Here is a 10,001-nt window from a genome sequence, read left to right on the forward strand (position 1 = left end):
CCACGGCGACCACTTCGACGCCGAGACGCATCATCTCGATGATGACTTCCTTGCCCAGCTCGCCCGCACCGCAAAAAAGAACCTTGGTGGCGCTAGAACTAAGAGGTGTACCGATTTCAGCCATAAAAACTCCTTGGTTTGCGAGAAATATAGTTATTATAACATAAAAGGGGGAAGACTCCCCCTGTACAAAGGTTCAAACAGGGTCTTCCGCAATATCATTCAGGTCAAAATACATAAGGCGAGTGTGCGGATTGTCGTCTTTGGCATTCATACGGACAAAACCGTTCTTTTCATAGAAAGGAACGGCATTCAGGTTGGCATCTACCGTCAGGAACCTACAGCCAGCATTGCTGTCCAATGCAGACATAGACTTGATAAAATCAATGACAGTCGTTCCAATTTGCTTTCCCTTGACGGAATTTTCTACGCCCAGCCTGCACAACTTGACCGCAGGATAGCTTTTAAGCCGTTTCTCGTTTGGAAACCCTCGTTTCTTGCGGAAACGATTGAATTCCGTTTTGTCCTTGAAATCGTCCAAAGCCACCTTGTCGTTTGCAAGGCTGCAATAGGCATAAACCTTGCTTGCATCGTTGGAATCAACGCAAGCATAACTAACGGCAAGCTTTTGCCTTTGGTAAGCCGAGGCTCGGTTGAGAATGAAATCGTTTAAGTCGGCATCACCGCAATCAAAATGACTAATAGCCTTGGCCTCGCGGAGCCTAATAAAATCAAGCCTATTCTTGTCTATACCGTTCTGAAACACGGATCATCACCTCCATTGGCCGCTTCGCGGGCACGCATTTTAGCCATGCCTCGCTCATAGGCTTTTTTCATGAACTCGTAATTGCGAAGACGACGTTCACGAATTTCTGGAGGTTCGGTGCGCCGTTCCTGCATACGGGCTAAAAAACGGCGAGCATCCTCACCGTACAAAATCGGAGTCTCTCGAATTTCGCGAGCCATAGTTCCTCTTTTGCTTTGTCCATATGGTAACAGGCGTAGGCCTGGGTGGCAACCCCTAGTGGTTCCTACCTAAAATATACTTTATCCTCTTTGCAAAAACAAGAGGTCGGCCCGTTTTTCGATTATTTTGCAAACAACTGTTGCATATTAAACGTTTTTAACCCTAAACTTTTACTTTATCGGTTTTTCCACAAATCGACGAATGGAATCAGAAATCCGCAACACATCTTGCATAGGCATTTTTTCTTTTTCCCTGTCAAACAATCCAGCAAACGCGCTGTCATTAACAATCCAAAATTTTGAAAAATCTTTATTTACGTTTTTTACATAAGCGCCAATCATTATGCCTACCCTGTAAACGGGAATTCGTTGATTAATCCATTCGTAGATTTTATCTTCTAGCCATTTTCCTTGGGAATCTATCTTGTCCATTAGGTCTTTTTTCAATACGCCAGTACTATCAACGAGTTCGCCATCCTTAAATACAAAATCGGCTTGATTATATTCTCGGTCAGGCAATGACCAATTTTTAGAATCAACTGTAAATATTCCCTTTGTGCTTATGATAACATGGTCTATGTTAAACTTTACAATTTTACCGTTGTTCTGCTTTTCACAAACTATGTCATGGAAAACAAATGTCTTGTTAGAGGAAAATTTCTCCAACATGGACCCTACATATCTTTCACCATCCAAGCCTTTTCTGTAATGCCAAATTTGTCGATGCAGCTTCTTTATTTTGAAAAAAGCTCTAATGGAGAATACAACTAGTAGGATTAAGAGAAAAACAACCGTAAGAAGCTCAACTTTCAGGAGACCAATATAAATCATCCAAATGAAAATCGTTGCGACAAAAATTACTATTGGCAATAAAAGTATTTCTGTAATTTTATCATACAACAGATTTATTTGATTCTCAAGAGATTCCCCTTGCACATGGGTTCTAAAATGTTGCTTTCTGTTCATTGTAAAAATGCGGCTTAGGGTAAAGTATTTTTAATTATAATTCATTTTTCAAACTTCACGTCTTCCGTATGCTTTCGGGGACGCACCACGACCGTGCCCGCAATTTTATCGTGCCAGCCCTGTTTTTTTGAATCAAACGCAACCCAAACAAATCCTAAACATAAAGGAATTATGGATATAAAGTATGCAAAATACCTTAAAACCAATTGTCCTGTCGTCGGTGCTTTCCCGCTTTTTGCGTCAACAATTTTTGCAGACAACAACATTTTCCCAGGAGTCGCTTGTTTAAGACACCAAAACAATATAACGGCTACAGCAGGAAAAACATAACTCATTACAAAGTCCACAGGCCCAGCAACAAAATCTTCACTAATCCAATAATCGAATCCGTAAAAAAGCGTTAGTATGGGGAAAGTAATCAAACATTCAAGAATACCATCTACCAGGGTCGCTCCAAAACGAGCCCAAAAACCAACATATTCCAATTCATATTCTTCTTGCATTGTAACCTCCTCTACTTTATCAGACAATTGTCGCCTTGGACACCCATTATATTACCCCCATCATTTATTGTACAAATGACAGAAATTCTTTGGCCTTTATTTAACATGGACAAGTTTTTCTTTTCCTTTTCGGGAAAGATAGCATGAACAAAGTCAATGATATCCAAAGGGCCACCGCACGAATTAATATAAACAGAAAGAATTCCTAATGTATTGTCTATATTCGCAACGCAACCAGAAATTTCAATTCTTTTTCCATTGAACATCTCACCTGCTCTAATTTCGTTGTTTTTGTATTCTGATAAGATTTGCTTAGCACTTATGCTAGTTACAGGAGTCTTTGATTGCATTAGCACTTCTGCTTGAATGGGTTTGGACTTCGAATTGAATGTAAAAGAGTTCTTTTCTATAATTACAGCCAAAACAAGCAAGAGTATCAAAAAACCAACGATTCCAGCACATATATAAACCTTTGCTGATGATTTTTCTTCTGGTAAATGCATGTGCTGTTTTCTTAATTCTTTTTGCGGAGTACCACAAAAAGGACAAGTTTCATGTCCTTCACCGATTTCTCTTGCACATCTTAAACAGTATTTCATATCATTCCTTCTCCCAGGCAAGGACGGGATAGCCGTCGTTCAGGCCGCTGTCATAGACAAAGTCGTCGCCGAGGAGTTTGGCAAAATCGGCAGATTTCATTTCGGTCTCGGTCTTGGGAGTTGCCACGCCCCCGCCGTTGTTCTGGCCGAAGGGTTCCTGGTTGCCTTGTTTCAGGTAATAGTAATCCGCCATGGTGGTATTGTAGTTATAGCCTATCATCAAGCCTACAAGGGAATCGCCATCGACTTTGCCAGTGGAATAGGCGGAATTGGTTACACCTTCTTTGTTGTAACTAAAAATGCCTCCAACATAGGTTTTTCCATAAATATCGCTTCTATTGTATAAAGCACTTGATTTAATGTAAGCGACAGATCCGACAATTCCAGCAACCCCATATTCTCCTTCAACATTCGCAACATTACCTAATAACGAAATTGTTCCAGAACAAGCCATCCCTAAAACTCCACCTACATAATAGAGACCCTTTACAAGACCCTCATTTTGAGATTTGCTTAAAGATCCACATTGAAAACCATTTTCCAAACAACTATAAGATGAAGTATTGCTATGGTTATTAATGTAGGGATTACCGCCACAACTCCCTGAAACGCCTCCTACAAAATGAGAGCCATTTATTTTTCCTGAATTGCTTAAATATTTAACATCATTTTTTGATGAACTTCCAATTCCTCCAAATATACCGCCAACATAACCGAATCCATCAATTGAGGCAGTATTTTTCAGCGAGTCTGCGGTGACATATACGGCACAACCAGCTATTCCACCAACATTATTTTTACCTGAAACTATTCCCTTATTCAATAGATTCTTCAAGATAGAGTTATCTCTATAGTCTTTTCGATTAGAATTTCCTACAACTCCGCCAACACAATCTTCAACGCCAGACACACTGCCGTAGTTAGTCACTTTTTGAACTATGCCGACATTATAACCAACAATGCCACCAGTCTGCTTCCCACCCGTCACCCAGGAATCCGCCACCGTCACGTTCTGCACCGTTCCGCTGCTATTCCCGAACAACCCGTTATGGGAACTCGTGGTATTGATGAACATGCCGCTGACTGTGTGTCCGTTGCCGTCAAAATTGCCCGTAAAGGCGACGCTGGAATTACCTATGGGCGTCCACTTGTGGAGCTTGCTAGAATCTGCGACCAGGGCGCCCTTGTCATCGATGACCTTGCCATCGTTCAACTTGATGTCGGCGGCCAGCTTGTAATACTTGCCCTCGTATTCCTTCTCGTTTGCCCCGACGATAAAGGCAAGTTTTGCCAGCTGCTCGGCGGTCACGATGATATAGGGGCTCAGTTTGGTTCCAGAGCCGCAGGCGAATTCCTTTGCCGTGGTGCCGTCCCAGGGCTTGCCCGGTTCCCCAACGCAGTCCTTGTCCAGCACGTCTTCTGAACTACCCGAACCCGACGAGCCGTCGCCAGTCCCCTTGCTATCCGAACTCTCCGTGGCAGAAGCTTTTTCTCCGTCATCGTTAGAAGACGCCGACACCGTCTGGGAGCAGGCGGCAAACATTGCCGCCATTCCGAAGATTGCAAATAACGCCTTTCGCATAAAAACACCTTCTAGCCCTTTCGACTTGCAATTCTGGGCTACGTTGTTCGTTAATATATATTATTCAAAATGAAAAAGGGAGATGCCCCGTCAAGCGGGGCATGACAAGATGGTCGGGCTACGCTCGCAATAACACGAAAAAAGGGGTTTTAGGGGCGCAAGCCCCTAGGAGAGGGGGAAGCGGATGATACGGCTAGATGGCGGGTCGCGGCCCGCCATGACGTCGTAGCAGGAGCGAGGGGGAGGCCTCCCCCACCAAATCAAAAAAATGCAAACAACTGTTTGCCGTTTTTAGCAAAAATTCGCTTTTTGCGTTTTTCGTTTGTAGATTTGGCAGTCTTACGAAAGCCTCGGCTTTCCAGTCCAGCCCAGCTTTTCGCGGAGGGCGCCCACAAATCCGGTATGGCGCATGCGGATAAAGGTGGTCACCGCCTTGCTTTCGGCAAGAACCACATGCTGTCCGGGGTTCATCTGGTAGGTGAAACGCCCATCGAACACCAGGTCCAGGGGGCGGTCCACCGCCGAGGCAATCTGGAGTTTCTTGGAGGTGAGGGAAAGCACCAGGGGCCGCACAGAAAGGCTGCTGGGCGCCACCGGGGTAAGCACCACCGCAGGGGTCGCCGGGTGGATGATGGGCCCGCCCGCCGCCAGATTATAGGCCGTAGAACCCGTAGGGGTCGAAATCAAGAGGGAGTCCGCCCAGTATTCCGTCAGGTTCGTGCCGTTATAGACCACGTTCACGTTCACCATGCGGTCGGGAGCGTGAGCCCGGATATGGACCTCGTTCAGCACCGTCTGCTTGCACAGGCACTTGCGTCCGTTATAAACGGCGGCATCGATCATCATGCGTTCGCGGGTAGAGAACTCCCCCGCAAGCAAATCGTCAAGAGTCTTGGAGAGGCCCTCTACGCGGGACTCCGCCAAAAAGCCCACGCGACCCGCGTTCACTCCCAAGATGGGAATGCCGTGCCCGAGGGCGATGTGGGCCGCCGAAAGCACCGTGCCGTCGCCGCCGATGGCCAAGAGCAGGTCCATGTTCGAAAGTCCCGATTCCTTGACCACGCGGATTGGCTTTTTCACCAGGCCCTTTAGGGAATCCAGGGCGTAGAAGCAGACCTTCGGGTGGCTTTCGGCCCACGCCGAAATCTGTTCCAGGGCGGACACCAGGTCGGCGCTCTTGTCCTTGAAGCCGACGATACCGATTTTCTCGAAAAACTTTTTCATGCTCTCCCCCTACCCTTTTTGCGCCTCTACCCCATCGGGGACCGTTCCGGGTTCTTCCACGTTTTCGTCCACCATGGCGTCGGAAAGTTTCTTGAGGATTCCCGGGAAATGTTCCTCCACCACTTCGGTGTGGCCTACGGGCTCGTCGCAGCCGAGAGCGAGGGCCAGCACGTTCAGCGCAAGGCCCACCTGGGGATTCTTGCCGCCGTCGAATTGCGGCACGGCCGTAATGTTCTCGAGGCCGCGGACCACCAGGCCGTCGTCATAGACGCCCACCTCTACGCCGGTCTTGCGCAGGTTTTCGGCCAGGGCCTCGTTCACTGGGCGCCACTGCTTGCGCTGTTCCTTGGGAAGCCGCAAAATGGTTTCGCCTTCGGCAAAGCAGGCGGCCACGGCCAACAGAGGAAATTCCTCGATGGAGGTGGCCACGGTATCTTCGCCAAAGCGGCGGCCCTGCAGGCGCTTGCCCGCATCCACAGGGAAAACTTCCAGGTCGCCAAACACGTCGCCGTATTTTTCACGGCGGGTCACAATCTCGATGTTTGCGCCCATGCGCTTGAGGCAGTTGATGGCCCCCACCCTGCTGGTGTTCAGTTCCACGTTCTTGATGAGGATGCGGTTGCCCTTGGGCACCGCCCCGATGGTAGAGAGCAAGACCAGCGCGCAGGCCTCGGTAAAGTCGCCGGGCACGTAGTAGTCCCGGCCCGTAATCACCTTGGTCTCGGACATTTCGGTGAACTGGGTGCGTTCCACTTTCTTACCCTGGGCCATGAGCAGGCGGCGTTCAAATTCGCTAAGCTGTTCCACGCCGCGACCCTCGTAACGGAGGGGCACACCGAAATACTGGAGCATGCGGGTCCACTGGTCGCGGACAACGGTCTTTTCTTCGAAACTCAAAAATTCACCACGGACAAGGGCCCGGATCAGAAGCCTTGCCCGCATGATATAGGGAACGCTCCCCAGGGAATCTTTCTTGAGGGCGGGCTCGGCTGTATCGAAGCGGAACTTGAAACAGCAGGGTTCGTCGGATTCTACATGAATCTTGAAATAGGACTGGAGCCGTTCTTTGGCAAGGGCCACGGCGGCAGTCCCCGCCTCGCCCTCTTCGGCGGCGAAGGTAAAGACCTGCTCCGTGTCGCGGCTCGCGAGAGTCCACAAAAGCACACAATCCCGCTCCCCGAAATCGATGGGAAGTAGCGACGGGACGGGATACTGGAATCCCTTGCCGGTAAGCACCAGGGCATGCCCCTGCTGGGAATAGGAAAGCCCGAATTCTTCCAGGACCTTGGCAAAGCCGCGGCCTTCCGCCGACCAGGAGAAATCTTCCAGCACGGTGCGGCCGTTGACCAGCAGCGCCATGACCAGGGTCAAGTTCGTCCGTTCGCGGTCGGGGTTCAAAAAGAAGTCCATTACCGTTCCTTCACCTCGTAATCCAGGTACTTCAAAAGCTTGAGGGCGCGGGCGGCCTCGTCTTCGGTCTTGAAGGCGAGCAGGAGCGTGCCCGCCACGTTTTCCCGGACCTTCATGAGTTCCACGTCACGGACGTTGATACCTTCTTGCGCCAGCGGTTCCAGCACGCTGAGGAGTGCACCGGGCTTGTCCTTCAGCTGGACCGTAATCTCGAAGAATGCGGAGGCGGCATTGCGGCCCGGGGCGAACAAGCTTGCACGGCCGTCGTTCCCGGCCTTGAAAATCTTTTCCAGGGCGACAGAGTTGTCGTCGGCAGGTTTATCACCGGCAGCAGGTAAGGAAGGCGCCGAGCCGTCCACCACCTTCAGGGCGTTCATGGCCTGGATAGTGCGGTCAAGTCCTGCACGGACCTCTTCCAGGGCCCGGACGGTCTCGTTCCTGTTGGTGACGGCGATGTCGTGCCACATTCCCCAGCCGGAGGCGGCTATGCGGGTCATGTCCCGGAAGGCCCTGCCGGCGTAATGCTGGTAGTTGTGAGAAAGCAGGCGCTCCGGCAGGTTCCCCGCCAGCGTCGAGCTGAGCATCTGGGGCATGTGGGAGACCCAGGCCATAGTGGCGTCGTGATGCTCCGGCGGGAACACCACGGCGGTAGCTCCCAAAAACTTCACCAGGCTAAGCAGGGGCTCGTAAGTGCTTTCGGGCATGCCCTCGGGCGGGCAAACGAACCAGTAGGCGTTCTCGAAAATGGCGGGGTCGTTGTGTTCGCAGGTCCGCTTTTCGGAACCCGCCATGGGGTGGCTCCCCACAAAACGGAAGGGGGCCGGCAGGGTCGCCCCAGCCTTGCAGATTTCCACCTTGGTGCTGCCGATGTCGGACACCAGCACCTGCCGCGAGGCATCGGCACCTTTGGCCCAGGAGACGTTCTTCAAGGCCTCCATGGTCTTTAGGATGTGGAGGATGGGTCCGCACAGCAAAATCAGGTCGCTGTCCTTGGACCATTCCTCTACGGCATCGTACTCAAAAAACTCGTTGGCCAAGTCCAATTCTTGGGCCCGCTTGAGAGTGGCAGCAGAACTTACCGCACGGATAACGGCCGGAAACTTGGCCTGCTTGACCGCAGCCGCAATGGAACTGGCCAAAAGGCCGAAACCCACCAGAGTGAACCGTTTCATCAATCCTCCACCTTGCGGGTCTCTTCCATGATTACCTGGAAAATGCGCTTCACCGACTCTTCGGTCAGGGGGCCGCCACTTTTCTGGGCAAGTTCCCCCACCGCATTCAGGACACGGGCTTCGCGGCCCTCGTCCAGGACCGGCAATCCCGCCTGCTTCTTGACCTTCCCGATTTCATGGGCAAAAGACGCCCTCTTGTTCAAGAGGGTGATCAGTTCCCCGTTCAGGGCGTCTATGCGGGCGCGCCAGTCTTCAATAGTCATGGCGGAAAAGATAGAAAAAAGATGGGAGCGTGATTCTGCTGGACAACCCAAAACAGCCATTTCACCCGGAAAAAAGTTCCCTGGTAAAAAACTTCATAGAAAAACATCTAAACGGAAAATAAATTTCAGAATTTCAAAATATGTCATTTTATGACACAAAAATGAAAGTATATTTGCAGTACAACCTTCAACAAGGAGGCCAACATGGCTAAAGAAATCTTCTACGTCAAGGTCGAAACGGCCAAAACTGCAACCGTCCATGCCTTCTCCCGTAGCGAAACCGGCATCCTGGACTACGCAGGCACGGCCACACCGCAGACCGCAGAACTTTCCCAGATGCAAAATGTGGAAGGCAGCGCCTACTTCACACCTTCGTGGTACACCTTCCTGCCCACAAACCTGCAGGCGGAAATTTCGGTTTTCCTGCCCGCAAGCATAGAGAACCTAGACGCCAACCAGTATTCCTTTTTGTTGCACGTGGGGGCGCTGCTTCTTGCCGTACAGGAAAAGGACGGCCTTCTGGCGGCAGAACTCCTGCACCGCCGTTCCATGGTATTCGCAAATTTCACCCCGATTTTGCTACACATCTTGAAGCCCGTGGCGGCAGAGGCCCTGTTTGCATTTGTCTATGGCGGTTTTCGTGGCGAAAGCAACTTCCAACGCATTTACGCCAACAATGCCCCCATATCGACAGGCGAGACTGACGCCGCGGCCATCCTCTTTGCCGCCGCCCGCGACACCCTGAAACCCGATTCCGAAAAAGAATCAGCCGAAGCCATGTTCATCCGCTATTTCAGCGAAAACGCGGACCGCCATTTCGACTTTACCATGGGAATCGTGGGAGCGTCCAACCACCCCTGGCTTGCGGGAATCGACAAATTCAAGGACCTTTCCAACAGCGCAACCGGATTCCATTTCGCCAGCGCCCCCGATGCCGTCGGACAAAAATACCAGGATGTCTTTGCCTCGCTCAAGACCAAAGTGCAGGCCGAGCCCTACAACCCCCACGACCACAACGCCATCAGCGTAAGCATCGAGGATTTGACAGCGGTCATCAAGGGTTTCCGCAGCAAAGCCAAAGCGGGTTACCTGCGGGCAAACGGAGCAGCCATCCTCCGCAAGGCACGTCCCAATCTTTACGGGTACGAATCTTCCCTCTGGCGTATCGGCGGCAATCCCGATTACTTTGAGAACGCCATCGTGATACGAATAAAGTTCTAACATCCTACCGTTTGGAGAAACGCCATTATGCCTACTTTGACATTTTGGCGTTTTTTTACGATATGTAGGAAGGAACACCATAAATCTTTTTTAGA

The 10,001-nt window shown here is 50.5% G+C and carries 11 protein-coding genes; 1 reads left to right on the plus strand and 10 read right to left on the minus strand.

Annotated features, from left to right (window positions below):
- Positions 1-196 precede the first annotated feature (196 nt).
- The 10 genes from IKB43_06420 to IKB43_06465 form a co-directional block, all read right to left on the minus strand.
- Positions 197-766, minus strand: coding sequence for a GNAT family N-acetyltransferase (locus tag IKB43_06420; GenBank protein ID MBR2469769.1), 570 nt, complete (start codon positions 764-766; stop codon positions 197-199).
- Positions 748-966, minus strand: a complete 219-nt coding sequence (locus tag IKB43_06425; GenBank protein ID MBR2469770.1) for a hypothetical protein — start codon at positions 964-966, stop codon at positions 748-750. The genes IKB43_06420 and IKB43_06425 overlap by 19 nt, the downstream gene beginning before the upstream one ends.
- A 171-nt stretch (positions 967-1,137) precedes the next feature.
- On the minus strand, positions 1,138-1,932 hold the full coding sequence (locus IKB43_06430; GenBank protein MBR2469771.1) for an NERD domain-containing protein: 795 nt from the start codon (positions 1,930-1,932) through the stop codon (positions 1,138-1,140).
- Between the two features lie 41 nt (positions 1,933-1,973).
- Complete coding sequence (locus tag IKB43_06435) at positions 1,974-2,435, minus strand: RDD family protein (protein ID MBR2469772.1); 462 nt, start codon at positions 2,433-2,435, stop codon at positions 1,974-1,976.
- Between the two features lie 11 nt (positions 2,436-2,446).
- Positions 2,447-3,034, minus strand: coding sequence for a hypothetical protein (locus tag IKB43_06440; protein MBR2469773.1), 588 nt, complete (start codon positions 3,032-3,034; stop codon positions 2,447-2,449).
- A gap of 1 nt (position 3,035) precedes the next feature.
- Entirely contained in the window at positions 3,036-4,616 is a 1,581-nt protein-coding gene (locus tag IKB43_06445; protein MBR2469774.1) for a hypothetical protein, read from the minus strand.
- Between the two features lie 339 nt (positions 4,617-4,955).
- Positions 4,956-5,840 carry an NAD(+)/NADH kinase gene (locus tag IKB43_06450; protein MBR2469775.1) on the minus strand — a complete coding sequence of 295 codons (885 nt, stop codon included), beginning with the start codon at positions 5,838-5,840 and terminating at the stop codon, positions 4,956-4,958.
- A 9-nt stretch (positions 5,841-5,849) separates the two neighbouring features.
- Positions 5,850-7,250, minus strand: a complete 1,401-nt coding sequence (locus IKB43_06455) for a 3-phosphoshikimate 1-carboxyvinyltransferase (GenBank protein ID MBR2469776.1) — start codon at positions 7,248-7,250, stop codon at positions 5,850-5,852.
- On the minus strand, positions 7,250-8,425 hold the full coding sequence (locus tag IKB43_06460; GenBank protein MBR2469777.1) for a prephenate dehydrogenase/arogenate dehydrogenase family protein: 1,176 nt from the start codon (positions 8,423-8,425) through the stop codon (positions 7,250-7,252). The genes IKB43_06455 and IKB43_06460 overlap by 1 nt, the downstream gene beginning before the upstream one ends.
- The gene (locus IKB43_06465) at positions 8,422-8,685 is read right to left on the minus strand and encodes a chorismate mutase (GenBank protein ID MBR2469778.1); all 264 of its coding nucleotides are present in this window, start codon (positions 8,683-8,685) and stop codon (positions 8,422-8,424) included. The genes IKB43_06460 and IKB43_06465 overlap by 4 nt, the downstream gene beginning before the upstream one ends.
- Before the next feature lie 204 nt (positions 8,686-8,889).
- Between IKB43_06465 and IKB43_06470 the strand changes: the two genes are divergently transcribed.
- Positions 8,890-9,906, plus strand: a complete 1,017-nt coding sequence (locus IKB43_06470; GenBank protein ID MBR2469779.1) for a hypothetical protein — start codon at positions 8,890-8,892, stop codon at positions 9,904-9,906.
- The last annotated feature ends 95 nt before the right edge of the window (positions 9,907-10,001 follow it).

Origin of the sequence: Fibrobacter sp. (assembly GCA_017503015.1) — a bacterium.
Classification (GTDB): domain Bacteria; phylum Fibrobacterota; class Fibrobacteria; order Fibrobacterales; family Fibrobacteraceae; genus Fibrobacter.

What these genes read in the sequence shown, in the direction of transcription:
- IKB43_06425 (MBR2469770.1), bottom strand. Translation starts at nt 966, where the DNA reads ATGGCTCGCGAAATTCGAGAGACTCCGATTTTGTACGGTGAGGATGCT.
- IKB43_06435 (MBR2469772.1), bottom strand. Translation starts at nt 2,435, where the DNA reads ATGCAAGAAGAATATGAATTGGAATATGTTGGTTTTTGGGCTCGTTTT.
- IKB43_06455 (MBR2469776.1), bottom strand. Translation starts at nt 7,250, where the DNA reads ATGGACTTCTTTTTGAACCCCGACCGCGAACGGACGAACTTGACCCTG.
- IKB43_06430 (MBR2469771.1), bottom strand. Translation starts at nt 1,932, where the DNA reads ATGAACAGAAAGCAACATTTTAGAACCCATGTGCAAGGGGAATCTCTT.
- IKB43_06445 (MBR2469774.1), bottom strand. Translation starts at nt 4,616, where the DNA reads ATGCGAAAGGCGTTATTTGCAATCTTCGGAATGGCGGCAATGTTTGCC.
- IKB43_06450 (MBR2469775.1), bottom strand. Translation starts at nt 5,840, where the DNA reads ATGAAAAAGTTTTTCGAGAAAATCGGTATCGTCGGCTTCAAGGACAAG.
- IKB43_06440 (MBR2469773.1), bottom strand. Translation starts at nt 3,034, where the DNA reads ATGAAATACTGTTTAAGATGTGCAAGAGAAATCGGTGAAGGACATGAA.
- IKB43_06465 (MBR2469778.1), bottom strand. Translation starts at nt 8,685, where the DNA reads ATGACTATTGAAGACTGGCGCGCCCGCATAGACGCCCTGAACGGGGAA.
- IKB43_06470 (MBR2469779.1), top strand. Translation starts at nt 8,890, where the DNA reads ATGGCTAAAGAAATCTTCTACGTCAAGGTCGAAACGGCCAAAACTGCA.